Here is a 26,440-nt window from a genome sequence, read left to right as displayed (position 1 = left end):
GTTGCCGCCCCGCCCCGGCCGCCTTTGACTCGTTCTTTGCGACAGCCGTGCGCAGAGAGGTGGGCAGTGATGCTTTCGGCCAGGAGTCTCTTCAGGGAAATCCTCGACAACGACGAGTCGTTCCGGCTCTTCTGCTCCATCGCCGCCGGCGGCGAGTCGCAGGGCGGCTGGGAGAACGGGCGCATCGCCGCGCTGGTGCCCGCGAGCCAGCGCGCGCTCGCGCCCCGGATCGCCCGGCACGGCGCCGACGAGGACAAGCACGGGCGGATCTTCCACGCACTGCTGAAGAAGCGCGGTCTGCGGCCCGTCGAGGTACCTCCCGAGACCGACTACACGATGCTCCTGGAGCGGCACGGGATCGGGCTCCCCCACGACAGGCTCCGGGCCGACCGGCCGCTCACCGTCCAGGACATCGTCACCTACCTCGCGCACAGCAGGGTCACCGAACAGCGCGCCGCCGAACAGATGGAACTGCTGCGCAAGCACTTCGGCGACGACCCCGGCATCGGCCGCGCGGTCCGGATGATCTCCCGGGACGAGGACAACCACCTCGCCTACTGCCACGAGGAACTGCTGCGCTTCGCGTACGCGGGACACGGCCGCGACATCCAGCGGACGCTGCGGGCGTGCGCGCTCGCCGAGATCCGGGTCTACCGGGACGTCAGCCTCGCGGTCATGGACCACATGGGACGCATCCTCGGCTGGACGGGGGCCAGGGCGGCCCTGCTCGCCGCGGGCATCCACGCCGTGTACGCCTACGAGCGGCTGGGCGGCTGGCGGCGGATGGTCTCCCTGGAGATGCCCGAGCGCCGTGACGCCCTGGGAGGGCCGGCCACGACGGCCCCCGAGTTCGCCTGAGACCGCCTTCGCCCGCCACCTGAGTCCGCCTGACACCCCGCCTCCCCGAAGGGCGTGGCCTCAGAGCCACCCTCGCCGCTTGAACAGGCGGTAGAGCACGACCTCCAGGACCGCCATGAGCGAGATCGCCGCCGGGTACGACCAGATCCAGTGCAGCTCCGGCATGTGGTCGAAGTTCATGCCGTAGATGCCCGCGATCATGGTCGGGACCGCGGCCATGGCCGCCCAGGCGGAGATCTTCCGCATGTCGTCGTTCTGCCGGACGCTCATCTGCGCCAGGTGCGCGGAGAGGATGTCGGACACCAGCCGGTCCAGGCCTTCCACCGACTCGTTCACCCGGGTCAGATGGTCGTTGACGTCGCGGAAGAAGGGATGCGCGTCGGCGTCCACGAAGGGCACCCCGGGGCCGAGCGTGCCGGTGCCCGCGAGCCGGGCCAGCGGCAGCGCCAGCGGCCCCGTCGCCCTGCGGAACTCCAGGACCTGCCGCTTGAAGGTGTAGATCCGGGACGCCGTGTGCCGGGAACCGCCGGCGGCCGGGGAGAAGACCTCCGTCTCCAGCTCCTCCAGGTCCGTCTGGAGTTCGGTCGCGACGTCCAGATAGTGGTCGACCGTCGCGTCCGCGATCGCGTACAGCACGGTCGTGGGGCCCTGCCGGAGCATGTCCGGGTGCTGCTCCAGGCGCTTGCGCACCCCGCTCAGCGACGAGCCCTCGCCGTGGCGCACGGTGACCACGAAGGAGTCGCCGAGGAAGATCATCACCTCGCCGGAGGAGACGGTGTCGCTGTCCGGCTCGTACGTCACCGGCTTCAGGACCATGAACAGCGAGTCGTCGTACACCTCGAGCTTGGGCCGCTGGTGCGCCTTCAAGGCGTCCTCGACGGCCAGCGGATGCAGCCCGAACTCCCGGGTGACGTGGTCGAACTCGTCCTCCGTCGGCTCGTGCAGGCCGATCCAGAGGAAGGCGTCGTCCTCGGCGCGCGCCTTCTCCAGCGCGTCGGACAGGTCCTCCGAACTCCCCGAACGGTGGCCGCCCCGGTAGATGGCACAGTCGGCGATCACAGAACGTGTTCCCCTTTCGTCCGCCCGCGGACCATGGCCGGGAGCAGCCTAGGCTGGGCGGCATGCCCACGCTGATCCTCGTCCGGCACGGACGCTCCACCGCCAACACCGCGGGCCTCCTCGCCGGCTGGACCCCCGGTGTCGCCCTCGACGAGCGCGGCGCCGCACAGGCCGCCGCCCTGCCCGGCAGGCTCGCCGGGCTGCCCCTCGCCGAGGTCGTCACCAGTCCGCTCCAGCGCTGCCAGGAGACCGTCGCGCCGCTGCTCGACGCCCGCCCCGGCCTGGTCCCGCACACCGACGACCGCATCGGGGAGTGCCACTACGGCGACTGGTCCGGCCGCAAGCTCGCCGAGCTGAACGACGAGCCGCTGATGCAGGTCGTGCAGGCGCACCCGTCCGCGGCGGCGTTCCCGGGCGGCGAGTCGATGCGGGCCATGCAGACCCGGGCCGCGGAGGCCGTACGCGAGTGGAACGCGCGCGTGGAGCGCGAGCACGGCGGTGACGCGGTGTATCTGATGTGTTCGCACGGCGACATCATCAAGTCGCTCGTGGCGGACGCACTCGGACTTCATCTCGACCTCTTCCAGCGGATCTCTGTGGAACCGTGTTCCATCACCGCGATCCGTTACACACGAATGCGGCCGTTTCTCGTTCGCCTCGGCGACACCGGTGATTTCGCCTCGCTGGCGCCGCGGGAGGAGTCCGCGGGCGGCGACGCCCCGGTCGGGGGCGGTGCGGGCGCACCGTGATCGTCGGCCGCAGTAGGGTGAAGCGGTCCAAGCGGCGCAGCAGTTGTCAGCAACCGATGCGGACCGGTGACGGCCGAGACCCGGCCGCCCGGCCCCGATCCAATGGAGACAGGACGTGTCCCGTCAGGTGTTCCTCTACGACCCACCGGACCGCTTCGTGGCCGGTACGGTCGGGCTGCCCGGACGCCGTACCTTCTTCCTCCAGGCCACCGCGGGCCCCCGGGTGACCAGCGTGGCCCTGGAGAAGACCCAGGTGGCCGCGCTCGCCGAGCGCATGGAAGAACTGCTCGACGAGGTCGTACGGCGGACCGGCGGCAGCGCGCCGGTACCGGCCGTGGCCTCCGCCGAGGTCGCGGACACCGCCCCGCTGGACACCCCGGTGGAGGAGGAGTTCCGCGTCGGCACCATGGCACTGGCCTGGGACGGCGACGAGCAGCGGATGATCGTCGAGGCGCAGGCGCTGGTCGAGCTGGACGCGGAATCCGAGGAGGACCTCGCCGAGGCCGAGGAGCGGCTGCTCCAGGACGAGGAGAACGGTCCGCCGATGCTCCGGGTCCGCCTCACCGGCGCGCAGGCCAGGGCCTTCGCCAAGCGCGCCCTCGACGTCGTCAACGCGGGCCGGCCGCCGTGCCCGCTGTGCAGCCTGCCGCTCGACCCGGAGGGACACGTATGTCCGCGCCAGAACGGATACCGCCGCGGAGCGTGACCACCGCCGAACTGCTCGCCGAGGGCGAGCTGACGGTGAGCGGACAGATCCGTGAGGCGTCGAACGCCGTGCTGTACTGCTCCGTCTCCCACGAGGGCCGCGAGGCGCACTGCGTCTACAAACCGGTCGCCGGGGAGCGGCCCCTGTGGGACTTCCCCGACGGCACGCTCGCGCAGCGCGAGGTCGCGGCCTACGAGGTCTCCGAGGCGACCGGCTGGGGCCTGGTGCCGCCGACCGTGCTGCGTGACGGGCCGTACGGCGAGGGCATGTGCCAGCTGTGGATCGAGGGCGAGCCCGAGACCGAACTGCTCGCCCTGGTGGACGACGAGGAACCCGCGGAGGGCTGGAAGGCCATCGGGTTCGCCGAGGTCGGCGAGGGGCGCACGGCGCTCCTCGTGCACGCCGACGACGCGCGGCTGCGGCGGCTCGCCGTGCTCGACGCCGTGATCAACAACGCCGACCGCAAGGGCGGGCACCTGCTGCCCGGCGGCGGGGGCCGGCTCTACGGCATCGACCACGGCGTCACCTTCAACGCCGAGAACAAGCTGCGGACGCTGCTGTGGGGCTGGGCGGGCGAGCCGCTGACCACGGAGGCGGTCGAGGTTCTCACCGGCCTGCGGGACGGACTGGCCCCCGACGCCCCGCTCGCCACCCGCCTGGCCGAACTGATCACGCCCGCCGAGGTGGACGCCACCCGCACCCGCGTGGCGGCGATGCTCACCTCCGGCAGACACCCCGAACCGACCGGCGAGTGGCCGGCCATCCCGTGGCCACCGGTGTGAGTCCACGGCTGGGGACCGGACGGCCGGGGGCGGCCGACACGGCGGGGCATCTTGCCGGACGAGACGGGTATCCCGCCAGGCGGGACGGCGTCGTGCTGTCGCGGCTCGGGGCCGGACAGCCGCGGGCGGACGCCTTGGCGGGGCGTCCGGCGCCCGGCCTCCGGGCCGGATCGCGGGCGTCCGTGCTGGACCGGGAATCCCGTGCCACGGGGGCGGCGTCCTGACTGGCGGGACGGGCGTCTTGCCGTACGGGATCAGCGTCGTGCCGGGCGGGCCGGGCGTCGTGCCGGCGTGGTTGCCGGAGGGGCGGCTCGTCCGTCTCATGCGGTTCTGTGGGCCCCTGCGGTCCGGTCGGGGCGGTGGGCCCCTGCGGGCCGGTGGCCCGCACGGCCGGGCCTCAGCACACCGGCAGGTTTCGCGCAAGGCGGCCTTCTCGGCCATCAGGGCCGGTCCGGTTCGTATACGGAACATCCGTCCGGTTAGGCTCAAGACATGTATGCCTGGCCCGCTTCTGAGGTCCCCGCCCTGCCCGGTCAGGGCCGCGACCTGAGGATCCACGACACCGCGACCGGTGGGCTCGTCACCCTCGACCCCGGTCCCGTCGCCCGTATCTACGTATGCGGCATCACGCCGTACGACGCCACCCACCTGGGTCACGCGGCGACCTACAACGCGTTCGACCTCGTGCAGCGCGTGTGGCTCGACACCAAGCGGCAGGTTCACTACGTCCAGAACGTCACCGACATCGACGACCCGCTCCTGGAGCGGGCCGAGCGCGACGGCGTCGACTGGGAGCGGCTCGCCGAGCAGGAGACCGCCCTCTTCCGCGAGGACATGACCGCCCTCAGGATGCTGCCCCCGAAGCACTACATCGGCGCCGTCGAGGCGATACCGGGCATCGTCCCGCTGGTCGAGCGGCTGCGCGACGCCGGCGCCGCGTACGAGCTCGACGGCGACATCTACTTCTCCGTGGAGTCCGACCCGCACTTCGGGCACGTCTCCCACCTGGACGCGGCCGCGATGCGGCTGCTGTCCGCCGAGCGCGGCGGCGACCCGGACCGGCCGGGCAAGAAGAACCCGCTCGACCCGATGCTCTGGCTGGCCGCCCGCGAGGGCGAGCCGAGCTGGGACGGCGGCTCGCTCGGCCGCGGCCGGCCCGGCTGGCACATCGAGTGCGTGGCCATCGCCCTCGACCACCTCGGCATGGGCTTCGACGTCCAGGGCGGCGGCTCCGACCTCGCCTTCCCGCACCACGAGATGGGCGCTTCCCACGCCCAGGTGCTGACCGGCGAGTTCCCCATGGCCAAGGCGTACGTGCACGCCGGCATGGTCGCCCTCGACGGGGAGAAGATGTCGAAGTCCAAGGGCAACCTGGTCTTCGTCTCCCGGCTCCGGCACGACGGCGTGGACCCGGCGGCCGTCCGGCTCGCCCTGCACTCCCGCCACTACCGGTCCGACTGGGAGTACACGGACGCCGTGCTCGCCGAGGCCGTCGCCCGCCTCGGCACCTGGCGCGCCGCGGTGTCCCGCCCGGACGGACCGCCCGCGGACGAACTCGTCGAGGAGATCCGTACCGCCCTCGCGAGCGACCTGGACGCGCCGGCCGCGCTGGCCGCCGTGGACCGCTGGGCCGCCCTTCAGAACGAGCACGGCGGCACGGACGAGGGCGCCCCCGGCCTGGTGTCGCGCGCCGTGGACGCGCTGCTGGGCGTGGCCCTCTGAGCTGATCCGGCGACAGCCGGACCGCGGAACACAGGAGCGGGGCGCTCCCTCCCGGAGGGGAGGAGGCGCCCCGCGTTTCTCTCGCCGGTGTCACTGACGTGCTTGTCGCTGAAGCGCTTGTCGTTGACGTGCTGTGCACTGCCGTGCTGTTCGGTTCTCTGCCGGTCACGGACCGACGGTCAGAGGAACTTCTGCACCCGGACGCTGCGCAGGATCGTCGGGGACTGGCTGTCCCAGATACCGATGACCTGGTGACCGAAGGCGAAGGCTTCCTGGATCTCGTCGTGCGCCTGCGGGGTCGGGTTGTTGAGAACCCGCAGCTGGTTGTGGATCCGCAGGAAGATCTGCCGCGGCTGGCCCGGAAGCGGGTGCACGATGTCGATGTAGCCGTTCGCCTGGCCGGCGACCAGCTGACGCGTCGAGACCTGCTGCACCGCCTGCTGGGTGACCTGCTGGAGGTGCTGCTGGACCTGCTCCTCCTGCTGGTCCTGCTGCTGACCGTAACCCTGCTGCTGCCCGTAGCCCTGCTGCTGGCCGTACCCCTGCTGCTGGCCGAGCTGCTGGAGCAGTTGCTGGTAGGGCTGCTGCTGGCCGAGCTGCTGGAGCTGCTCGAGCGACCCGCCCATGCCCATCGGCTGCTGCTGGCCGAACGGCGACTGCTGCTGGCCGAAGGGCGACTGCTGCTGCCCGAAGGGGGACTGCTGCCCGAAGGGCTGCTGCTGCATGCCCTGGCCCTGCTGCTGGTACGGCGACGTGCTCGGGTACTGCTGCCCCTGCTGGCTCATCTGCGGGGTGATGCTCATGCGGGTGCCACCTTCCATCAATGGTTGGTTGCGGTCCGTCGGTCCGTGACGGCCAGATCCTCAGCCCGTGATCACCAGGCCGACGACCTCGTCGTCCGAGAACCAGACACGGACGTCGGGGTGTCCCCCCGCGAAGGCGGTGTGCACCGCCTGCCGCATCTCGGGGGAGGGGTTGTTGAGGTTGCGCCAGGCGCCGGCCACGAACAGGCGGAGCCTGGGCGGTAGTTCGCGCGGATACGGCAGCAGCTCGTCCCAGTACCGTTCGGCCTGGCCCGAGCCGACCGCGCCCGGCAGCAGATGAGTGACTGCCGCCTTGATGTCGGGCCGGTTGCCGATCCGCTGCGAAGCGGGCCGGCCCGGCGCGTCCTGCTGCGGGGAACCCGTGGCCCGCAGCACCGCGCGGGCCCGCTCCGGGGACATCGGCTGCTGCCCCGCCGCCTTCAGCATGCCCTGAAGGGAGGCCAGTGCGCCGACCACCAGCGGGGAGGCTGAGGAGGTCCCGGAGAATGTGTCCGTGTACCAGGCGATCTCCTCGGGTCCGCCCTGAAGATCGCCGGGCCGGTCCCAGGAGCCGCCGGTGGTCGTGACCTCCCGTCCCCAGCCCTGCGCGTCCACGCGTGCCCCGTAGTTGGAGAACGCCAGGCGCGAGCGGTCCGGGCCGTGGTCGCGGCCGTGCGTACCGGGCGGCGGTGCGCCCGCGCCGACCATGATCGCGCCGGAGGACCGGTTGGAGGGGTTGAAGGGATTGCGCCACCACTCGGGGAATTCGTCGGGGCGGCGCTCGTACCGCGCGTCGTCCAGCGACTCGCCGCCGTTGCCCGCGGCCGCCACCACGACGACGCCCCGGGACGTCGCGTACCGGATCGCCGCCAGGTCGTCCGGCCACCACTCGATCCCGATGTAGCCCCGCTGGTCGTCGCGCCCCTCGAAGTCGAAGCGCGGTCCCGGCCGGTGGAGTTCGATCAGGACGATGTCACCGGGGCCCAGCCGGTCGGCCGCCGCGTGGATCGCGGAGGCGGTGCCGATGCCCTGGAAGGACGCGGCCGCGGTCACCGTGTCCGGGACGATCCCGGTGATGCCGTACTCGTTGCGGTCGCCGCCGATCACACCGATCACGGCGGTGCCGTGGTTGCGCCAGGCCAGGTCGGTCAGCGGGGTGCCCACGACGACGCCGGCCAGCTTGGCGGCCAGGTCCTCGTGGCCGAGCTGCCAGGCGCCCTCCACGTCGATCACCGTCACGCCGTGCCCCGCGCCGCCGGGCCGCTGCCAGGCCCACTGCGCGTCGATGCCCTCGGGCGCCGGACGCAGATAGCCCTGGCGGCCGCTGAAGTCGGGCGTCACCGGAGCGCCCTCCTTCAGCCGTCCGTTCTCGTCCCCGCTCTGCCCGATCGGCCCCAGCGAGGCGGGCACCGCGCCCGGCTTCACATACGCCGTGTCGATCTCCGGCAGCGCCGCGATCCGGGCCCGTAACTCCTGCGCGCGGCTCTGGACGCCGCGCACCCGGTAGTACAGCGCGAGCTCGGGTGAGCTCTCCGCGCCCGCGGACGAGGACTGCTGGAGCCGCTCCTCGCTGCCGAACAGCGGTTCCAGGGCGAGCTGTTCGTCGGTGAGGAACATGTTGAGGGCCGATACGTCCGACCCCGCCGCCGAGCGGACACCCTCCGTGCCGGCCCTCAGCCGAGCCTCGGGGCGCGCCACGACGATCAGTTCCGGTTCGGCTCCTCGGTAGGTGAATCCCGCTCCGTCGGGTCCCGGACCGGACGCTCCCGGGCCTTGCGTCGGCTGTACCTGGTCGGTCATCGGGTACCGCTCCCTTCGGTCCGTGCGGGTGCTCGGAACAGCGGCATGACGGGGTGCCATGTCCCGTCCCCGGGCCGCGTCTTCGGGGCCCAACCTGGCACGCCCACGGCGACTCGTCCACCCCACATCGGCCAACTTGGTTTAGGAACAAGTTGAAAGGGGAACCCCGTGCAATCCGACCTGAAACGAGTGTCACGTAGCATTCCGGCCAAAGGCTGCGAGATACGCAGGATGCGAGAACGCCACAGGGCGATGCGCAGGGCACACGAACGCCGAGGGGCGGTGCGCCGCGTGCGCACCGCCCCTTCATGTCCGGCACAGGCCGTCAGTCCTCCGGAGAGTCGGGCCCCTCCGCCGGGTCGTCGCCCTTGGCGTCGTCCTTTGCGTCGTCGTCCCCGGCCGCGGGGCCGGGCTCCGGACGCTGCGGCTTGGGCGGCCGGGTCCGGCCGCTGGGCGCGTCCCGCAGGAACGTGGGGGAGTCACCGCTCTCCGTCGCGTGCCCGCCGGCCTGGGCCGCGGGGCCGCCGCCGTCCCTGCGCCGCAGATAACGCTCGAACTCCCGGGCGATCGCCTCGCCCGACGCCTCCGGCAGCTCGGCGGTGTCCCGGGCCTCCTCCAGCGTCTGCACGTACTCGGCGACCTCGCTGTCCTCCGCGGCGAGCTGGTCCACGCCCAACTGCCAGGCACGCGCGTCCTCCGGCAGCTCGCCCAGCGGAATGCGCAGGTCGATCAGGTCCTCGAGACGGTTGAGGAGGGCCAGCGTCGCCTTCGGGTTCGGCGGCTGCGACACGTAGTGCGGGACCGCCGCCCACAGCGACACCGCGGGCACGCCCGCGTGCGTGCACGCCTCCTGGAGGATGCCGACGATGCCCGTCGGGCCCTCGTACTTGGTCTCCTCCAGGTCCATGGTGCGGGCCAGGTCCGGATCGGACGTCACCCCGCTGACCGGGACCGGGCGGGTGTGCGGGGTGTCGCCGAGCAGCGCGCCCAGGATCACCACCAGCTCCACGCCCAGTTCGTGCGCAAAGCCCAGCAGCTCGTTGCAGAACGAGCGCCAGCGCATCGACGGCTCGATGCCCCGGACCAGCACCAGGTCGCGCGGCTTCTCGCCGCCGACGCGGACCACCGACAGACGCGTCGTCGGCCAAGTGATCTTGCGTACGCCGCTGTCCAGCCACACGGTGGGACGGTTGACCTGGAAGTCGTAGTAGTCCTCGGCGTCGAGCGCCGCGAACACCTCGCCCTTCCACTCCCTGTCCAGATGCGCGACCGCGGCCGATGCCGCGTCCCCGGCGTCGTTCCAGCCCTCGAACGCGGCCACCATGACCGGGTCGATCAGCTCGGGAACCCCCTCGAGCTCGATCACCCAGCGCCTCCTTCCGACGTGCCCTCGCGTACGTCCCAACCTTACGGCGTGCGCAGGGGGCGCCCGCAGCCCCCTTGCACGGGGGAGTGAACGGATCACTGCCCCGTGAGGCGGGCCCACACACGTGAGGGGCGGCCCCTCCGGGAGCCGCCCCTCACCTGCCCGTACCCGCTCGGCGGGCCGGCTCCTACTTCTTGTCGAGCAGGTCCTGCACCTTGCCGCGGACCTCGTCCGTGGCGAGGCCGCGGATCGTCAGCGTCGTACGGCGGCGCAGCACGTCGTCCGCCGTCTCGGCCCACTCGTGGTCACGGGCGTACACCACCTGCGCCCAGATCTCCGGGGCGTCGGGGTGCACGCGCTCGCCGAGCTCCGGGTTCTCGTTCGCCAGGCGGGCGATGTCGAAGGCCAGCGAACCGTAGTGGGTGGCCAGGTGCTTGGCGGTGTCGGCGCCCATCCGCGGGCCGGGCGCCGGAGCGTCGACCAGCAGCCGGTGCGCGACCGCGCGCGGGTTGGCGACACCGGGCAGCGGCAGCTTCTTCGGCAGTTCCCTGATCGGCTCGAAGTCGTCGCCGAGCGGCCGGCCCGGCAGCGTCTCCAGCTTCTGCATGACCGTACGGCCGATGTGCCGGAAGGTGGTCCACTTGCCGCCCGCGACGGACAGCATGCCGCCGCGGCCCTCGGTGACGACCGTCTCGCGCTTGGCCTTCGAGGTGTCACCGGGACCGCCCGGCAGCACCCGCAGACCCGCGAACGCGTACGTGATCAGGTCACGGGACAGCTGCTGGTCGCGGATGGAGAAGGCGGCCTCGTCCAGGATCTGGGCGGTGTCCTTCTCGGTGACCGCGACCTCGGCCGGGTCGCCCTCGTACTCCTCGTCGGTGGTGCCGAGCAGCAGCATGTCCTCCCAGGGGAGGGCGAAGGTGATGCGGTACTTGTCGATGGGGGTGGCGAGCGCGGCCTTCCAGGGGGAGGTGCGCTTGAGGACCAGGTGCGCGCCCTTGGACAGCCGGATCGACGGCGCCGCGTCCGGGTTCTCCATCCGGCGCAGGTGGTCGACCCACGGGCCGGTCGCGTTGAGCACGAGCCGGGCGTCGACCCCGAACTCCGTGCCGTCGGTGCGGTCCTTCAGCTCCGCGCCGGTGACCCGGCCCCGGGTGAAGCGCAGGCCCGTCACCTCGGCGTGGTTGAGCACCACGGCGCCGGAGTCGACGGCCGCGCGGACCGTCATCAGCGCCATCCGCGCGTCGTTCATCTGGTCGTCGCCGTACACGGCCACGGCCTTCAGGTTCTCTGTGCGCAGCTCCGGGACGTCCCGCTGGGCCTTGCCGGGGGAGAGCAGGTGGCCGACGCCGTCGCCGAACGCCGACAGGGCGGAGTAGGCGAAGACGCCCGCGCCGAGCTTCGCCGCGCCGTGCGGCCCGCCCTTGTACACGGGGAGGTAGAAGGTGAGCGGGTTCGCCAGGTGGGGGGCCACCTGGCGGGAGACCGCACGGCGCTCGAAGTGGTTCTCCGCCACCAGCTTCACCGCGCCGGTCTGCAGATAGCGCAGACCGCCGTGGAGCAGCTTGGAGGAGGCGGAGGAGGTGGCGCCGGCGAAGTCGCCGGCGTCGACCAGGGCCACCCGCAGCCCCGACTGCGCGGCATGCCAGGCGGTGGAGATGCCCAGGATGCCGCCGCCGATGACGAGGAGGTCGTACGTCGCCTTGGAGAGCTGCTCCCGGGTCTCGGCGCGGCTCGGGAGGGAGCCGGAGGCCGGGTGCGTACCGAGGGCAGGCACGGACTGCAGGGTGGACTGGCTGGTCATGGAGGGTTGTGCTCCTCGTTCGGTTCTTGTCAGTTCTCGTCGTCTTCGATCCAGCCCATGGTCCGCTCGACGGCCTTGAGCCAGCTCTTGTACTCACGGTCGCGGGTGTCCGCGGCCATGTTGGGGGTCCACTCGGCGGCCCGGCGCCAGTTGGCGCGCAGGTCGTCGGTGCTCGACCAGAAGCCGACGGCCAGGCCGGCGGCGTAGGCGGCGCCGAGGCAGGTGGTCTCGGCGACCATCGGGCGCACCACCGGCGCGTCCAGGAAGTCGGCGAGCGTCTGCATCAGCAGGTTGTTGGAGGTCATGCCGCCGTCGACCTTGAGGGCGGTGAGCTCGACGCCGGAGTCCTTGGTCATGGCGTCCGTGATCTCACGGGTCTGCCAGGCCGTGGCCTCCAGCACGGCGCGCGCGATGTGCGCCTTGGTGACGTACCGGGTCAGACCGGCGATCACACCGCGGGCGTCGGAGCGCCAGTACGGGGCGAACAGGCCGGAGAAGGCCGGTACGAAGTAGGCGCCGCCGTTGTCCTCGACCGAGGACGCGAGCGTCTCGATCTCGGCGGCGGACTTGATCAGGCCCATCTGGTCGCGCATCCACTGCACGAGCGAGCCGGTGACCGCGATCGAGCCCTCCAGGGCGTAGACCGCCTTCTGGTCGCCGATGCGGTAGCCGACCGTGGTCAGCAGGCCGTTGTAGGAGTTGACCGGCTTGTCACCGGTGTTCATCAGCAGGAAGGTGCCGGTGCCGTAGGTGGACTTGGCCTCGCCCTCGGCGAAACAGGTCTGGCCGAACAGGGCCGCCTGCTGGTCGCCGAGCGCCGAGGCGACCGGGATGCCGCCGAGCAGGTCGCCCAGCCGGCCGCCGGTGATCTCGCCGTACACCTCGGCGGAGGAGCGGATCTCGGGCAGCATCTGCGTCGGGACGCCGATGGACTCGCAGATCTTCTCGTCCCACTGCATGGTGTGCAGGTTCATCAGCATCGTGCGGGAGGCGTTGGTGACGTCGGTGACGTGCTTGCCGCCGTTCACCCCGCCCGTCAGGTTCCAGATGACCCAGCTGTCCATGGTGCCGAAGAGGATGTCTCCGGCCTCGGCGCGCTCGCGCAGCCCGTCGACGTTGTCGAGCAGCCAGCGGGCCTTCGGACCCGCGAAGTACGAGGCCAGGGGCAGGCCCGTCTCGCGCCGGAAGCGGTCCTGGCCGACGTTGCGGCCGAGCTCCTTGCAGAGCGCGTCGGTACGGGTGTCCTGCCAGACGATCGCGTTGTGGACGGGCTCGCCGGTGTTCTTGTCCCAGAGCAGCGTGGTCTCACGCTGGTTGGTGATGCCGATGGCCTTGATGTCGTCGCGGGTGATGCCGGCCTTCTCGACCGCCGAGGCGACGACCTCCTGGACGTTGGTCCAGATCTCGGCCGCGTCGTGCTCGACCCAGCCCGGCTTGGGGAAGATCTGCTCGTGCTCCTTCTGGTCGACGGAGACGATGCGGCCGTCCCGGTCGAAGACGATGCAGCGGCTGGACGTGGTGCCCTGGTCGATCGCGGCGATGAACGGGCCGGCGGTGTGTGCGTCGGTCACGGTGTGCTCCTGGAGGTCTCGGGTGGCGTCGGTGCGTGGGGACTGGGTGGTCGGCCGGTGGCTCACTTGAAGGCCACGTTGTACAGGCCGCCGGCTATGGCGCCGCCGATGAGCGGCCCCACCACCGGGATCCAGGCGTAGCCCCAGTCGGAGCCGCCCTTGTTCGGCAGCGGCAGCAGCGCGTGCACGATGCGCGGGCCCAGGTCGCGGACGGGGTTGATGGCGTACCCGGTCGGACCGCCGAGCGAGAGGCCGATGCCCACCACGACGAACGCGGTCACCATGGCGCCGAGGACACCGAGCCCGTTGCCGTCGTTGTTCAGGCCCTGGGTGAGGATGGCGAGCACCAGGACGACGGTCGCGACGATCTCCGTGGCCAGGTTCTGCACGGCGTTGCGGATCTCGGGGCCGGTGGAGAAGACGCCGAGCACGGGGCCTGCGGCGGGCGCGGTCTTCTGGTCGACCAGGCCCTCCTCGACCGGCTGCGCGGCCAGCACCTCGGGGTCGGTGAGGTGGGCGTGGAACTGTCCGTAGTACGTGACCCACACGAGCACGGCGCCGATCATCGCGCCGAGGAGCTGCGAGGCCAGGTACAGCGGCACGTCGCTCCACTTGGTGCCGCCCTCGATGGCGAGACCGATGGTGACCGCCGGGTTGAGGTGCGCGCCGGAGACGCCGCCCGCGAGGTAGGCGCCGGTCAGGACCGCGAAGCCCCACCCGAAGGTGATCGCCACCCAGCCGGCGTTGAACGCCTTCGAGCGCTTCAGGGTGACGGCGGCGCACACGCCGCCGCCGAGCAGGATGAGTACGGCGGTACCGATCGTCTCGCCGATGAAGATGTCGGAGCTGGACACCCGCGACTCCTTTGTCCTTCGTCCAGGGGAAGCCGAACCCCGGGTCCCTCCGGTGGTTCGTGCTCTCGGGAATCGAGAGCGTGGCCGGCCTCTGGCGTTGTCACACTCTAACTCCTATTGCCGTCAGGTGTTCGACAATGCCGACCGATGGACGGGAGTCTTGCTCCGGGTTCACCAGCTCGTCAAGGGTTCTGTAATCGAAACCACGATCGTTATTGATCGGCGCGGGCTATCGATCGAGCTGCCCGGCCGGAGGCGTAAACATGCATGGGGGCCGGGACGCCCCGCGGCGCCCCGGCCCCCGTGCGGGAACCGCCCGGCTCCCGGCCTCAAGAATCCGTGGTTCAGAACCGCCCCGCGCCCAGGTCCCGCGACACCGCGCGGGCACAGTCACGGACCGCCGCGATCAGCTCGGGACGCACCTCGCCGTCCCGGCAGAACCGCTCCACCGCCCCGGTGATGCCCACCGCGCCGACCGGCATCCGCCGCCGGTCGTGGATGGGCGCGGCGAGGGAGGCGACACCCGTCCAGGTCTCCTCGACGTCGGCCGCGTACCCCCGGGCCCGGGTCAGGTCCAGGACGCCCTCGAAGTCCTCCAGGTCCGCGACCGTACGGGGCGTGAACACCTTGCGCTCGGCCTCCAGGGCCTCGCTGTGCGCCACCGGGTCGTACGCCGTGAGGACCTTGCCGAGCGCCGTGGAGTGCAGCGGCTGCATGGCCCCCACCTCCAGCACCTGGCGGCTGTCGTCCGGACGGAAGACGTGGTGCACGATCAGCACCCCCTGCTGGTGCAGCACCCCGAGATAGACGCTCTCGCCGCTGGAGCGCGCCAGGTCGTCCGTCCACACCAGGGCCCGCGCCCGCAGCTCGTGCACATCGAGATAGGTGGTGCCCAGGCGCAGCAGCTCCGCGCCGAGCTGGTAGCGCCCCGACGCCTGGTCCTGCTCGACGAAGCCCTCCTGCTGGAGGGTGCGCAGTATGCCGTGGGCCGTGCCCTTGGCGAGGCCCAGCGACGAGGCGATGTCCGACAGGCCGAGCCGCCGTTCCCCGCCCGCGAGCAGCCGCAGCATCGCGGCCGCCCGTTCGAGCGACTGGATGTTCCGTGCCATCGCCGTCCTGCCCTCCGTCCCCATCAGCCGCCGGCGAGCGTCCTCACTGCCGCCGTTCGGCAATGTCGAACACTACCGGTCGTTGCCGACCCACCGCTAATGGTGGTCGGCGCGTGTTTCCGCCATCGCGCGCCCCCGACGTCCGCCGGTGCCGGGCACCGCCGCACCCGCCACACCCGTCCGTCCTGTGGACGCCTCTGACCGATCCGCGGTGCCCCGGGCTACCCTGGCGACGTGCGCCTTCCATGAGAAGCGCAAAGCCGACAGCCGTCGCACCCCAGGGAGCATCTTCCATGGCCTCGTTGCCGAACCCGTCATCCGTGTCGTCCGCAGCCGCCGACAGCAGAAGCCGAACCGACGCCCTCCGCCAGGCCCTCGCCAGCCGCGTCGTGGTCGCCGACGGCGCGATGGGCACGATGCTCCAGGCACAGGACCCCACCCTCGAGGACTTCCAGAACCTCGAAGGCTGCAACGAGATCCTGAACCTGACCCGCCCCGACATCGTCCGCTCCGTCCACGAGGCGTACTTCTCCGTCGGCGTCGACTGCGTCGAGACCAACACCTTCGGCGCCAACCACTCCGCACTCGGCGAGTACGACATCCCCGAGCGCGTGTACGAGCTGTCCGAGGCCGGCGCCCGCATCGCCCGCGAGGTCGCCGACGAGTTCACCGCCTCCACCGGACAGCAGCGCTGGGTACTCGGCTCCATGGGCCCCGGCACCAAGCTGCCCACCCTCGGCCACGCCCCGTACACCACCCTGCGCGACGCCTACCAGCGCAACGCCGAAGGCATGATCGCCGGCGGCGCCGACGCGCTGCTCGTCGAGACCACGCAGGACCTGCTCCAGACCAAGGCCGCCGTCCTCGGCGCCCGCCGCGCCCTGGACGCCACCGGGCACGACCTGCCGCTCGTCGTCTCCGTGACCGTCGAGACCACCGGCACCATGCTGCTCGGCTCCGAGATCGGCGCCGCGCTCACCGCGCTCGAACCGCTCGGCATCGACATGATCGGCCTGAACTGCGCCACCGGCCCCGCCGAGATGAGCGAGCACCTGCGCTATCTGGCCCGGCACTCGCGCATCCCGCTGTCCTGCATGCCGAACGCCGGCCTCCCCGTCCTCGGCAAGGACGGCGCGCACTACCCGCTGACGGCCCCGGAGCTCGCCGACGCGCAGGAGACCTTCGTCCAGGAGTACGGCCTGTCCCTGGTCGGCGGCTGCTGCGGCACCACCCCCGAACACCTGCGACAGGTCGTCGAGCGCGTCCGCGACCTCGCCCCCACCCCGCGCGAACCGCGCCCCGAGCCCGGCGCCGCGAGCCTCTACCAGACCGTTCCCTTCCGCCAGGACACCTCCTACCTGGCGATCGGCGAGCGCACCAACGCCAACGGCTCCAAGAAGTTCCGCGAGGCCATGCTCGAAGGCCGCTGGGACGACTGCGTCGAGATGGCCCGCGACCAGATCCGCGAAGGCGCCCACATGCTCGACCTGTGCGTCGACTACGTGGGCCGCGACGGCGTCGCCGACATGGAGGAACTGGCCGGCCGCTTCGCCACCGCCTCCACCCTGCCCATCGTCCTGGACTCCACCGAGGTCGACGTCCTGCGCGCAGGGCTCGAGAAGCTCGGCGGGCGCGCCGTCATCAACTCGGTCAACTACGAGGACGGCGCCGGCCCCGACTCCCGCTTCGCCAAGGTCACCCGGCTCGCGCAGGAACACGGCGCCGCGCTCATCGCGCTGACCATCGACGAGGAGGGCCAGGCCCGCACCGTCGAGACCAAGGTCGCCATCGCCGAACGGCTCATCGAGGACCTGACGGAGAACTGGGGCATCCACGAGTCCGACATCCTCATCGACTGCCTGACCTTCACCATCTGCACCGGCCAGGAGGAATCCCGCCGGGACGGCGTCGCCACCATCGAGGCGATCCGCGAACTCAAGCGCCGCCACCCCGACGTCCAGACCACGCTGGGCCTGTCGAACATCTCCTTCGGCCTCAACCCGGCCGCCCGCATCCTGCTCAACTCCGTCTTCCTCGACGAATGCGTCAAGGCGGGCCTGGACTCGGCGATCGTGCACGCCAGCAAGATCCTGCCGATCGCCCGGTTCAGCGAGGAGGAGGTCACCACCGCCCTCGACCTCATCCACGACCGGCGCGCCGAGGGCTACGACCCCCTCCAGAAGCTGATGGCGCTCTTCGAGGGCGCCACCGCCAAGTCCCTCAAGGCCGGCAAGGCCGAGGAACTGGCCGCGCTGCCCCTGGAGGAGCGCCTCAAGCGGCGCATCATCGACGGCGAGAAGAACGGCCTCGAAGCCGACCTCGACACCGCCCTCGAAGAGCGCCCCGCCCTCGACATCGTCAACGAGACCCTCCTCGACGGCATGAAGGTGGTCGGCGAACTCTTCGGCTCCGGCCAGATGCAGCTCCCGTTCGTGCTCCAGTCCGCCGAGGTCATGAAGTCGGCCGTGGCCCACCTCGAACCGCACATGGAGAAGTCCGACGCCGAGGGCAAGGGCACCATCGTGCTCGCCACCGTCCGCGGCGACGTCCACGACATCGGCAAGAACCTCGTCGACATCATCCTGTCCAACAACGGCTACAACGTCGTCAACCTCGGCATCAAGCAGCCCGTCTCCGCGATCCTGGAGGCCGCCCAGGAGCACGCCGCCGACGTCATCGGCATGTCCGGACTCCTGGTCAAGTCCACCGTGATCATGAAGGAGAACCTGGAGGAGCTCAACCAGCGCAAGCTGGCCGCCGACTACCCGGTCATCCTCGGCGGCGCCGCCCTCACCCGCGCCTACGTCGAACAGGACCTGCACGAGATCTACGAGGGCGAGGTCCGCTACGCCCGCGACGCCTTCGAGGGCCTGCGCCTGATGGACGCCCTGATCGCCGTCAAGCGCGGCGTCCCCGGAGCCGCCCTGCCCGAACTCAAGCAGCGCCGGGTACGGGCCACGGCCGCCACCGTCGTAGAAGAGCGCCCCGAGGAAGGCCACGTCCGCTCCGACGTCGCCACCGACAACCCCGTCCCCGCCCCGCCGTTCTGGGGCACCCGCGTCAGCAAGGGCATCCAGCTCAAGGAGTACGCCTCCTGGCTGGACGAGGGCGCCCTGTTCAAGGGCCAGTGGGGCCTGAAGCAGGCCCGCACCGGCGACGGACCGACCTACGAGGAACTGGTCGAGACCGACGGCCGGCCCCGGCTGCGCGGCCTTCTCGACCGGCTCCAGACCGAGAACCTCCTCGAAGCCGCCGTCATCCACGGCTACTTCCCCTGCGTCTCCAAGGACGACGACCTGATCGTCCTGGACGAACAGGGCAACGAACGCACCCGCTTCACCTTCCCCCGCCAGCGCCGCGGCCGCCGGCTCTGCCTCGCCGACTTCTTCCGGCCCGAGGAGTCCGGCGACACCGACGTCGTCGGCTTCCAGGTCGTCACCGTCGGCTCGAAGATCGGCGAGCGCACCGCCGAACTCTTCGAGGCCAACGCCTACCGCGACTACCTGGAGCTGCACGGCCTGTCCGTACAGCTCGCCGAGGCCCTCGCCGAGTACTGGCACGCGCGCGTCCGCGCCGAACTCGGCTTCGCAGGCGAGGACCCCACCGCCATCGAGGACATGTTCGACCTCAAGTACCGCGGCGCCCGCTTCTCCCTGGGCTACGGCGCCTGCCCCAACCTGGAGGACCGCGCCAAGATCGCCACCCTCCTGGAGCCGGAACGCATCGGCGTCCACCTCTCCGAGGAGTTCCAGCTCCACCCCGAACAGTCCACGGACGCCATCGTGATCCACCACCCCGAGGCCAAATACTTCAACGCACGCTGACCGGCGCCGCAGCACCCCCGGGAATGCGTCAGAGCAGGCCCGGCGGCATCTCCAGGCACTCTGGTCGGACAAGTCGTACACTGGTCGGTCCACTGCAGGCCGGCTGCCCCTCCGTGACGGAGCGGGCAGCCGGCCTGATCGTCCCTCAAGGAGGTGCGCCAGGATGACCAGTACGGTCCCCGCGCTCAGTATCGGTACGGCCGAAGGCTCAGCCCTCCAGGCCGTACTCCTCGACATGGACGGAACCCTGGTGGACACCGAGGGCTTCTGGTGGGACGTCGAGGCCGAGGTCTTCGCATCCCTCGGGCACACCCTCGACGACGCCTGGCGGCACGTGGTGGTCGGCGGCCCCATGGCCCGCAGCGCCGGCTTCCTCATCGAGGCCACCGGCGCCGACATCACCCTGGCCGAGCTGTCCGTCCTGCTCAACGACGGGTTCGAGGACCGCATCGGACGGGCACTGCCGCTGATGCCGGGCGCCGCCCGGCTGCTCGCCGAACTCGCCGCGCACGAGGTCCCCACCGCCCTCGTCTCCGCCTCGCACCGGCGCATCATCGACCGCGTGCTGGCCTTTCTCGGCCCGCAGCACTTCGCGCTGACCGTCGCGGGCGACGAGGTGGAGCGCACCAAGCCGTTCCCCGACCCCTACCTCCTGGCGGCCTCCGGGCTCGGCGCGGACCCGGCCAGGTGCGCGGTCATCGAGGACACCGCGACCGGCGTCGCCGCCGCCGAGGCCGCGGGCTGCCGGGTCGTCGCCGTGCCCTCCGTGGCACCCATCGCCCCCGCGGCCCGGCGGACCGTGGTCACCTCGCTGGAAGAGGTCGATCTGCCGTTCCTGCACGGTCTGATGACGACGGACGCCACCTGACGGACGCCCCCGGAACGATCACTCAGCGTGTACGAACGGTCGACGCGACCGGACCGGTTGTCCGTCCGGGACCCGGGTATTCGGGATCTCGGACGGATGGCCGAATTCCGTTGACCACCCGCCGAGTTGGACATGTGACGTTCCCCACTTGCGCGGGGGTCGACATGGTGGCGGTCGTGTGCCGAACCCCGGTTTTCACGGGGGTTCGGTGTGCCCTTGTGTACCGATTGGTGAAAGGCTGCACTAATCCTTCCTCTGTCGGGTTTTCGGTGTGTCCACGCCCGGTTTCGCAGCGTGATGGCACGGTCCTCGCACTGCCTGTGAACCGCCTCGCGAGCGCGGACTAATCTCCTCGGGAGAACATCGCCACAACACCCCCGTGATCCGCGGCACCCACCCCTGCATGCCGGGTACACGGACTCGACAGCTCTGGAGAAACTCGAGCATGAACCGCAAGACTTTGGTGCTGCCGGCGATCGTCGGCCTGCTCGGCCCGGTGCTCGCCGCCTGTGGCGGGTCGGACAGCGGGGGCAAGAGCGGCGAAGCGATCGTCGTCGGCACCACGGACCGGTTCACGGCCACCAGCGAGACGCCCGCGCCGCTGGACCCCGCGTACGCCTACGACGTCGGCGCCTGGAACATCCTGCGCCAGACGGTGCAGACCCTGATGGCCCAGCCCCGCGGCGACGGCGAGCCGCAGCCGGAAGCCGCCCAGCAGTGCGGCTTCACGGACACCGGCAATGAGCGCTACGCCTGCACGCTCCGCAAGGACCTGAAGTTCGCCAGCGGCGACCCCGTCACCGCCAAGGACGTCAAGTTCTCCATCGACCGCGCCCGGTCCATCAAGGCCGACAGCGGTGTCTTCGCGCTGCTCTCCACCATCGACACCGTCGAGACGCAGGGCGACCGCGAGGTGATCTTCCACCTCAACACGGCCGACGCCACCTTCCCCTTCAAGCTGTCGACCCCGGTCGCCGGCATCGTCAACCCCGACGACTACAACAAGGGCAAGCTCCGCGAGGGCTTCCAGATCGACGGCTCGGGCCCCTACACGCTCGAGTCCGAGGTCAAGAACAACGAGCTCGTCAAGGCCGTCTTCACCAAGAACCCCAACTACAAGGGGCTCCTGGAACCGAAGAACGAGAAGGTCGAACTGCGCTCCTTCGCCGACGCGGACACCATGGGCACCGCCCTGAAGAAGGGCGACATCGACCTGATGACCCGCTCGATGTCCCCGGAGCAGATCGACAAGCTCTCCAAGGAATCCGGCGGCGACATCAACCTGGTCGAGATGGCCGGACTCGAAATCCGCTACATCGGCTTCGACACCTCCAAGCCGTCGGTCAAGTCCAAGGCCGTCCGGCAGGCGTTCGCCCAGGTCATCGACCGCGGCGAACTCGTCTCCGAGGTCTACGGCAGCCAGGCCCAGCCGCTGTTCTCGATGGTCCCGGCGGGCGTCACCGGCCACTCCAACTCGTTCTTCAACAAGTACGGGGACCCGAGCAAGACCAAGGCCGCCGACATCCTGGACCGGGCGGGCATCACCACCCCGGTGAAGCTCACCCTCAACTACACGACCGACCACTACGGTTCGGCCACCAAGTCCGAGTTCGAGATCCTCAAGAAGCAGCTCAACGACAGCGGCCTGTTCGACGTCGACATCAAGGGCACCGCCTGGGAGACCTACCGGCCGGCGCAGCGCGAGGGCAAGTACGACATCTACGGCCTCGGCTGGTTCCCCGACTTCCCCGACGCCGAGAACTACCTGACCCCGTTCCTCGACGCGGACAACACCCTCAACTCCCCGTACGTGAACAACGAGATCCGCAAGACGCTGATCCCCGAGTCCCGTCGCGAGGCCGACCGGCTGAACGCCGCGAAGAGCCTCACCACGGCCCAGGACATCGTCGCCGCGGACGTACCGCTGCTCCCCGTCTGGCAGGGCAAGCAGTACATCGCGGCCCGGGACGACATCACGGGTGCCGAGTGGGCGATCAACTCCTCCTCCACTCTCCAGCTCTGGGAACTGGGCCGGGGCCTGTGACCGGCTGAACGGAGCCGGGCGGGCAGCGAAACCCCGCCGATACGCCGAGGGCGCCCCCTCCCGACAGCGGGCTGGGGCGCCCTCGGCGTATCGGCGCGCGTTCCGTGCGTGGACAACGGGTGGGGCGGGTTGGCTACTGCGCGCCGGGCCGCACCAGCCCGCTCTCGTACGCGTACACCGCCGCCTGCACCCGGTCGCGCAGCCCCAGCTTGGTCAGCACGTGCCCCACATGTGTCTTCACCGTGGTCTCGCTGACGAACAGATCGGCCGCGATCTCCGCGTTCGACAGCCCGCGTGCCACCAGCTTCAGCACCTCGACCTCGCGCTCGGTCAGTGTGTGCAGCGTGTCCGGAACGGGCTCGTCACCCGAGGGCAGATGCCCCGCGTACTTGTCCAGGAGGCGGCGCGTGATGCTCGGCGCGAGCATCGCCTCGCCCGCCGCGACCACCCGGATCGCCTGCACCAGCTCGTTGGCCGGCGCGTCCTTCAGCAGGAAACCGCTGGCACCCGCGCGCAGCGCCTCCACCACGTACTCGTCGAGGTCGAAGGTGGTCAGCACGAGCACCTTCGCCGGTCCGTCCCGGCCAGGGCCGGTGATCTGCCGGGTCGCCTCGACCCCGTCCATCCGCGGCATGCGGATGTCCATCAGGACCACATCGGGCTGGAGCGCACGTACTTGATCGAGGGCCTGGAGGCCGTCTCCGGCCTCGCCGACGACCGCAAGGTCCTGCTCGGCCTCCAGGATCATCCGGAAGCCGGTACGCAGCAGGGGCTGGTCGTCGACCAGTAGGACGCGGATGGCCACGTAAGTCTCCTTCGCTAGTCCGGCCCCATTCTGCCCTGCTCGGCCACAGCGGCCCCGGGTGCCCTGACCGGCAGCGGATACGGCGGGGGCGTACCCCCGAATTCCGGACAGACCGCCTGGTGGTCGCACCAGCCGCAGAGCTTGGTCGGCCGCGGCCGCCAGTCACCCGTCTCGGTCGCCAGCCGGATCGCTTCCCACAGCGCCAGCAGCTTGCGCTCCACCCGCTCCAGGTCCGCGACGACCGGGTCGTACGTCAGCACGTCGCCGCTGCCGAGATAGACGAGCTGGAGCCGGCGCGGCACCACCCGCTTCAGCCGCCAGACGACCAGGGCGTAGAACCTCATCTGGAACAGGGCCCCTTCGGCGTACTCGGGGCGGGGGGCTTTGCCCGTCTTGTAGTCGACGATCCGGACCTCGCCCGTCGGCGCGACGTCGACCCGGTCGATGATGCCGCGCAGCTTCAGCCCCGAATCGAGACTGGCCTCCACGAACAGCTCCCGCTCGGCGGGCTCCAGACGGGTCGGGTCCTCCAGCGTGAACCAGCGCTCCACCAGCCGCTCCGCCTCGCCCAGCCAGCGCGCCATCCGCTCGCCCTCGGGATCGTCGGCGAACAGCTCGGTCACCTCGGGCCGGGTCTCCCGCAACCGGTCCCACTGGCCGGGGATCAGGGACTTGGCCCGCGGCGCGGTGCGCTCCGTGGCCGGCGCGTCGAAGAGCCGCTCGAGCACCGAGTGCACCAGCGTGCCCCGCGTGGCGGCCTCGCTGGGCTTCTCGGGAAGCTTGTCGATCACCCGGAAGCGGTACAGCAACGGACACTGCATGAAGTCACTGGCCCGCGAGGGCGAGAGCGAGGAGGGGGGAGCGGGGGAGGGGCTCGTACGGTTGGCGGGGGTTGACGGGGTGGCTGCGGCCACGGCCGGGTCGGGTGCGGAGGCGTCGGGCGTGGAGGCGGCGGCCGGGTCGGGTGCGGTGGCGGGCGTCGTGCCCTGCGTATCTATGGGCTCGGCGGTGGCGGGGGTGGAGGCGGCGGCCGTGGTGGTGGCGGGGGTGCAGCCGTCTTCGGTGCCTGCCGCGTCGGGCACGGCTGCCGTGTCGGGCACGCTTGTCACGCCGGGCGTGCCTGCCACGGCAGGCACGCCTGTCACGCCGGTCCGGTCGGCCGCGGCCGTCCGTGCGGAACCGCCGGCGCCGGTGCCCGCCGTGTCCTCGGTGCTCGTCTCCATGACCACAGACCTTACGGCCGGACACTGACATCGACGCAGCCGCGCCGTAGGCCCGGCCCTCCGTCCGCCGCGCGTGAGGCGGCCGGGACGGCTGGGGAAACAGAAGGGGTGCCGGGGCGGAACGTACCGCGACGGCCGCATACCATCGACCAGAGACCCTCCCGCCCTGCGTGACCGGGAGCGGGCAGACGCTTCGAACGAGGGGACATCGTGGACGAGAGCGGCGGGAGCGGGAAGCCGCGGTCCGGCAACGACGCGGCGGCCGGGCGCCGGACGGGCCCTACGGCACCTCCGGCCACGGACACCACGCGTCCCCTCACGGACCAGCACGACGCCCCCACGGCGCCGACGGCACCGAACCCGAACCACCACGACCCGGCCGCCCCTCCGACCTCGGACGGCCAGAACCCGCCCCGGCCGCCGGGCCCGACCGGCTCGGAGAAGGACGCCAGCGCCGGTTCCGCGGGCCCGGAGGCCCAGAGCACGTCCCGGCCGACGGGCTCGGAGGGCAACGGCAGCGCTCGTACCGTGGGTCCGGAGGGCCAGAGCCCGTCCCGGCTGACGGGCTCGGAGGACGACGGAAGCGTCCGTTCCGCGGGCCCGAAGGACCAGGACACCGCTCGGCCGACGAGCCCGGAGGACGACGGCGGCGCTGGTTCGGCGGGCCCGGAAGGCCACGACCCCGCTCGGCTTGCCGGCTCGCAGGGCCAGGACACCTCCCGGCCGACGGGCTCAGAGAGCGACGGCAGCGCTGGTTCGGCGGGCTCGGAGGGTGACGGCAGCGTCCGTTCCGCGGGCTCGCGGGACCAGCACCCCTCCCAGCGCACCAGCCCGGAGGGCGACAGCGGCACCCGTACCGCGGCCCCGAAGGACCCAGACTCCGCCCAGCCCCCTGGCTCGGCGGGCCAGGACACCTCCTCGCAGCCCCCTGGCCCGGCGGGCCAGAAGACCTCCCCCCAGCCCACGGGCCCCGCCGACGGCGACGCCCCCCGGTCCCTGCACCCCGAGTCGAGCCGGCCCTCTCCGAGTGCACCCGCCGGTGAAGCCGTCCCGAGCCGGCCCTCTCCGAGCGAGCCCGCCCCCGACTCCCAGCCGGCCGCACCGGCCCCCGCGACGCACGACACCCCCCAGCCCCCGCCCCCCGACGCGCCCCCGTCCCCGGTCGCCCCATCCGCCCACGGCGCCCCCGGCCCCCGGCCCGCCGAGCACCGTGCCGAGGCGTCCGCCGGGGTCGGGGCCGGTGGGCACGGGGCCGGGCCGGGCCGGAGGCCTGCGCGGCGGTCCCGGGAACCCGGGGGCGGGCTGCTCATGGGCCGCCCCTTCGGCGTACCCGTGTACGTCGCACCGAGCTGGTTCCTCGTAGCCGCACTGATCACCTGGGTCTTCGGCGGCCAGCTCGACCGCGTACTGCCGGAACTCGGCGGCCTGCGCTACCTCGTCTCCCTCTTCTTCGCCGTCGCCTTCTACGCCTCCGTCCTCGTCCACGAGCTCGCCCACACCGTCGCAGCCCTCCGCTTCAAACTGCCGGTCCGCCGGATCCAGCTCCAGTTCTTCGGCGGCGTCTCGGAGATCGAGAAGGAGTCCGACACCCCGGGCCGCGAATTCGTGCTGGCCTTCGTCGGCCCCCTGCTCTCCCTCGTCCTCGCGGGCGTCTTCTACCTCGCCATGCAGACCGTCGAACCGGGCACCGTCCCCGGCGTCCTGCTCGCAGGCCTGATGATCTCCAACCTCATCGTCGCCGCCTTCAACCTGCTGCCGGGCCTGCCCCTCGACGGCGGCCGCATGCTCCGCGCGGTCGTCTGGAAGATCACCGGCAAGCCCATGAGCGGCACCGTCGCCGCCGCCTGGGTCGGCCGCGCCCTCGCCGTCTCCGTACTCATCGGACTGCCCCTGCTCACCCAGTCCGGCGCGCTCGGCGACGCCCCCGAGGACATCGGCGGCATGGACACCGTCATGGACGCCCTGCTCGCCGCGATCCTCGCCGCGATCATCTGGACCGGCGCCGGGAACAGTCTGCGCATGGCCCGGCTCCGCGAACACCTGCCCGAACTACGCGCCCGCTCACTCACCCGCCGCGCCGTCCCCGTGGAGACCAGCACCCCGCTCTCCGAGGCGCTGCGCCGCGCCAACGAGGTCGGCGCCCGCGCCCTCGTCGTCGTCGACGCCGACGGCGAACCGCTCTCCCTGGTCCGCGAGGCCGCCATCGTCGGCGTCCCCGAACACCGCCGCCCCTGGGTCGCGGTCAGCGGCCTCGCCCAGGACCTCACCGAGGGCATGCGCGTCTCCGCCGAACTCGCCGGCGAACAGCTCCTCGACGTCCTGCGCGCCACCCCCGCCACCGAGTACCTGGTCGTCGAGGACTCCGGCGAGATCTACGGCGTCCTCTCCGCGGCCGACGTCGAGCGCGCCTTCGTCAAAGCCATGGCCCGCCCCTCCACGTAGAAACCCGCCCCCGGCGCCCGTGGTCTGCGGCTTCCGCCGGGACCGGTAGGC

The 26,440-nt window shown here is 71.4% G+C and carries 19 protein-coding genes; 9 read left to right on the top strand and 10 right to left on the bottom strand.

Going from position 1 to position 26,440, the window contains the following annotated elements; genetic code table 11:
• Positions 1–69 precede the first annotated feature (69 nt).
• The gene (locus ACFV6E_RS06735; RefSeq protein ID WP_385170790.1) at positions 70–858 is read left to right on the top strand and encodes a ferritin-like domain-containing protein; all 789 of its coding nucleotides are present in this window, start codon (positions 70–72) and stop codon (positions 856–858) included.
• Positions 859–918: 60 nt separating this feature from the next.
• Here ACFV6E_RS06735 and corA read toward each other — a convergent pair whose 3' ends face one another.
• The gene (corA, locus tag ACFV6E_RS06730) at positions 919–1,917 is read right to left on the bottom strand and encodes a magnesium/cobalt transporter CorA (RefSeq protein ID WP_385170788.1); all 999 of its coding nucleotides are present in this window, start codon (positions 1,915–1,917) and stop codon (positions 919–921) included.
• Positions 1,918–1,979: 62 nt separating this feature from the next.
• On the opposite strand from corA, the gene ACFV6E_RS06725 reads away from it, so the two are divergent.
• From ACFV6E_RS06725 to mshC, 4 genes are all read left to right on the top strand, one after another.
• Entirely contained in the window at positions 1,980–2,666 is a 687-nt protein-coding gene (locus ACFV6E_RS06725; RefSeq protein WP_385170785.1) for a histidine phosphatase family protein, read from the top strand.
• Between the two features lie 115 nt (positions 2,667–2,781).
• Positions 2,782–3,372 (top strand): DUF3090 domain-containing protein, encoded by a 591-nt coding sequence (locus ACFV6E_RS06720; RefSeq protein WP_385459704.1) that lies wholly within the window; start codon positions 2,782–2,784, stop codon positions 3,370–3,372.
• A complete protein-coding gene (locus ACFV6E_RS06715; RefSeq protein WP_385170781.1) occupies positions 3,336–4,154 on the top strand; it encodes an SCO1664 family protein in 819 nt (272 codons plus the stop codon). Before ACFV6E_RS06720 ends, ACFV6E_RS06715 begins: the two co-directional genes overlap by 37 nt.
• Before the next feature lie 492 nt (positions 4,155–4,646).
• Positions 4,647–5,876 (top strand): cysteine--1-D-myo-inosityl 2-amino-2-deoxy-alpha-D-glucopyranoside ligase, encoded by a 1,230-nt coding sequence (gene mshC / locus ACFV6E_RS06710; protein WP_385459702.1) that lies wholly within the window; start codon positions 4,647–4,649, stop codon positions 5,874–5,876.
• Between the two features lie 179 nt (positions 5,877–6,055).
• Here the strand turns inward: mshC and ACFV6E_RS06705 are convergent, their stop codons facing one another.
• The 7 genes from ACFV6E_RS06705 to ACFV6E_RS06675 all read right to left on the bottom strand — a co-directional run bounded on the left by ACFV6E_RS06705 (position 6,056) and on the right by ACFV6E_RS06675 (position 15,183).
• On the bottom strand, positions 6,056–6,679 hold the full coding sequence (locus ACFV6E_RS06705) for a hypothetical protein (RefSeq protein ID WP_385170776.1): 624 nt from the start codon (positions 6,677–6,679) through the stop codon (positions 6,056–6,058).
• Positions 6,680–6,739: 60 nt separating this feature from the next.
• Positions 6,740–8,479: a S8 family peptidase gene (locus tag ACFV6E_RS06700; protein WP_385170773.1), complete on the bottom strand. Its 1,740-nt coding sequence runs from the start codon at positions 8,477–8,479 to the stop codon at positions 6,740–6,742.
• Between the two features lie 325 nt (positions 8,480–8,804).
• Positions 8,805–9,845, bottom strand: a complete 1,041-nt coding sequence (locus ACFV6E_RS06695; protein WP_385170770.1) for a PAC2 family protein — start codon at positions 9,843–9,845, stop codon at positions 8,805–8,807.
• 187 nt (positions 9,846–10,032) lie between these two features.
• Positions 10,033–11,649, bottom strand: a complete 1,617-nt coding sequence (locus tag ACFV6E_RS06690; protein ID WP_385170767.1) for an FAD-dependent oxidoreductase — start codon at positions 11,647–11,649, stop codon at positions 10,033–10,035.
• Between the two features lie 29 nt (positions 11,650–11,678).
• The gene (gene glpK / locus ACFV6E_RS06685; protein ID WP_385170765.1) at positions 11,679–13,220 is read right to left on the bottom strand and encodes a glycerol kinase GlpK; all 1,542 of its coding nucleotides are present in this window, start codon (positions 13,218–13,220) and stop codon (positions 11,679–11,681) included.
• 62 nt (positions 13,221–13,282) lie between these two features.
• A complete protein-coding gene (locus tag ACFV6E_RS06680) occupies positions 13,283–14,074 on the bottom strand; it encodes an MIP/aquaporin family protein (RefSeq protein ID WP_385170762.1) in 792 nt (263 codons plus the stop codon).
• A 344-nt stretch (positions 14,075–14,418) separates the two neighbouring features.
• Positions 14,419–15,183, bottom strand: coding sequence for an IclR family transcriptional regulator (locus ACFV6E_RS06675; RefSeq protein WP_385170759.1), 765 nt, complete (start codon positions 15,181–15,183; stop codon positions 14,419–14,421).
• Positions 15,184–15,476: 293 nt separating this feature from the next.
• On the opposite strand from ACFV6E_RS06675, the gene metH reads away from it, so the two are divergent.
• The 3 genes from metH to ACFV6E_RS06660 all read left to right on the top strand — a co-directional run bounded on the left by metH (position 15,477) and on the right by ACFV6E_RS06660 (position 21,919).
• Positions 15,477–19,007: a methionine synthase gene (gene metH / locus ACFV6E_RS06670; protein ID WP_385459700.1), complete on the top strand. Its 3,531-nt coding sequence runs from the start codon at positions 15,477–15,479 to the stop codon at positions 19,005–19,007.
• A 163-nt stretch (positions 19,008–19,170) separates the two neighbouring features.
• Positions 19,171–19,875 (top strand): HAD family hydrolase, encoded by a 705-nt coding sequence (locus ACFV6E_RS06665; protein WP_385170754.1) that lies wholly within the window; start codon positions 19,171–19,173, stop codon positions 19,873–19,875.
• 445 nt (positions 19,876–20,320) lie between these two features.
• A complete protein-coding gene (locus ACFV6E_RS06660) occupies positions 20,321–21,919 on the top strand; it encodes an ABC transporter substrate-binding protein (protein WP_385170751.1) in 1,599 nt (532 codons plus the stop codon).
• Positions 21,920–22,052: 133 nt separating this feature from the next.
• Here the strand turns inward: ACFV6E_RS06660 and ACFV6E_RS06655 are convergent, their stop codons facing one another.
• On the bottom strand, positions 22,053–22,724 hold the full coding sequence (locus ACFV6E_RS06655; RefSeq protein WP_010988071.1) for a response regulator transcription factor: 672 nt from the start codon (positions 22,722–22,724) through the stop codon (positions 22,053–22,055).
• 14 nt (positions 22,725–22,738) lie between these two features.
• On the bottom strand, positions 22,739–23,638 hold the full coding sequence (locus ACFV6E_RS06650) for a RecB family exonuclease (RefSeq protein ID WP_385459777.1): 900 nt from the start codon (positions 23,636–23,638) through the stop codon (positions 22,739–22,741).
• Positions 23,639–24,943: 1,305 nt separating this feature from the next.
• Here ACFV6E_RS06650 and ACFV6E_RS06645 point away from each other — a divergent pair.
• Entirely contained in the window at positions 24,944–26,389 is a 1,446-nt protein-coding gene (locus ACFV6E_RS06645; RefSeq protein ID WP_385459775.1) for a site-2 protease family protein, read from the top strand.
• Positions 26,390–26,440 lie beyond the last annotated feature (51 nt).

Origin of the sequence: Streptomyces sp. NPDC059785 (genome assembly GCF_042732375.1) — a bacterium.
Classification (GTDB): Bacteria; Actinomycetota; Actinomycetes; order Streptomycetales; family Streptomycetaceae; genus Streptomyces.
The sequence above is the reverse complement of the archived record's forward strand: the minus strand, read 5'-3'. Positions and strand labels throughout refer to the sequence as shown.

What these genes read in the sequence shown, in the direction of transcription:
- ACFV6E_RS06660 (WP_385170751.1), top strand. Translation starts at nt 20,321, where the DNA reads ATGAACCGCAAGACTTTGGTGCTGCCGGCGATCGTCGGCCTGCTCGGC.
- ACFV6E_RS06675 (WP_385170759.1), bottom strand. Translation starts at nt 15,183, where the DNA reads ATGGCACGGAACATCCAGTCGCTCGAACGGGCGGCCGCGATGCTGCGG.
- ACFV6E_RS06705 (WP_385170776.1), bottom strand. Translation starts at nt 6,679, where the DNA reads ATGAGCATCACCCCGCAGATGAGCCAGCAGGGGCAGCAGTACCCGAGC.
- ACFV6E_RS06715 (WP_385170781.1), top strand. Translation starts at nt 3,336, where the DNA reads ATGTCCGCGCCAGAACGGATACCGCCGCGGAGCGTGACCACCGCCGAA.
- ACFV6E_RS06700 (WP_385170773.1), bottom strand. Translation starts at nt 8,479, where the DNA reads ATGACCGACCAGGTACAGCCGACGCAAGGCCCGGGAGCGTCCGGTCCG.
- ACFV6E_RS06690 (WP_385170767.1), bottom strand. Translation starts at nt 11,649, where the DNA reads ATGACCAGCCAGTCCACCCTGCAGTCCGTGCCTGCCCTCGGTACGCAC.
- ACFV6E_RS06725 (WP_385170785.1), top strand. Translation starts at nt 1,980, where the DNA reads ATGCCCACGCTGATCCTCGTCCGGCACGGACGCTCCACCGCCAACACC.
- metH (WP_385459700.1), top strand. Translation starts at nt 15,477, where the DNA reads ATGGCCTCGTTGCCGAACCCGTCATCCGTGTCGTCCGCAGCCGCCGAC.
- ACFV6E_RS06665 (WP_385170754.1), top strand. Translation starts at nt 19,171, where the DNA reads ATGACCAGTACGGTCCCCGCGCTCAGTATCGGTACGGCCGAAGGCTCA.
- ACFV6E_RS06735 (WP_385170790.1), top strand. Translation starts at nt 70, where the DNA reads ATGCTTTCGGCCAGGAGTCTCTTCAGGGAAATCCTCGACAACGACGAG.
- mshC (WP_385459702.1), top strand. Translation starts at nt 4,647, where the DNA reads ATGTATGCCTGGCCCGCTTCTGAGGTCCCCGCCCTGCCCGGTCAGGGC.